Origin of the sequence: Halorubrum sp. SS7 (assembly GCF_005435055.1) — an archaeon.
Classification (GTDB): domain Archaea; phylum Halobacteriota; class Halobacteria; order Halobacteriales; family Haloferacaceae; genus Halorubrum; species Halorubrum salinarum.
The window spans coordinates 1-699 of the sequence record NZ_SGXV01000203.1; the positions used below are offsets into that span (position 1 = coordinate 1).

Below are 699 nucleotides of genomic sequence, written 5' to 3' on the forward strand. Positions count from 1 at the left end.
TACATTACACACAAAGTAATTTGACCGTAGTGCGCCTCGGTAGACAGATGAGCGTAACGTTCGCAGTGATCGATGCGTCGGTGGGGGAGACGCCCGCGGAGTCGAACCTCCGTCGGGAACTCGACGCGGAGGTCGTCGTTTACAAGGCGAGCGAGGGCGAGTTCCCGCCGTCGGTGTCGGCGTCCGACTGGCGGTTCGACGGCGTCGTCGTCAGCGGGTCGCAGACCTCGGCGTACGACGACCGCGACTGGATCCACGAGCTGACGGAGTGGATCCGTCGGGTCCACCGGGCGGACGTGCCGACGGTGGGCATCTGCTGGGGGCACCAGTTCCTCGCGCAGGCGCTGGGCGGTCGCGTCGTCGACATGGGGGAGTACGAACTCGGATACGAGCGGATCGTGCGCCTCGGCGACGACCGGCTGTTCGAGGGACTCCCGGAGCGGTTCACCAGCTTCGAGACGCACTCCGACCGCGTCGCCGAACTTCCCCCGGGCGCGGCGACGCTCGCACGCAACGGCTTCGGCGTTCAGGCCTTCCGCATCGGCAGTAGCTACGGGATACAGTTCCATCCGGAGTACGACCGCGAGACGGCGGTCTGGGTGACTGAGGGGAAAGACCTCCCGGACGAGCGGAAGCGCTCCGTGCTGGACGGGATTACCGACGAATCCGTCGAGGCGGCGCGGGCGAGCAGGCAGATAT

General features: G+C 66.7%; 1 protein-coding gene. It reads left to right on the plus strand.

The genetic code is table 11. From position 1 onward, the window contains the following. Positions 1 to 47: 47 nt before the first annotated feature. Positions 48 to 699, plus strand: a 652-nt coding sequence (locus EXE44_RS17635) for a type 1 glutamine amidotransferase (RefSeq protein WP_137718023.1), incomplete at its 3' end; no start/stop codon positions are given.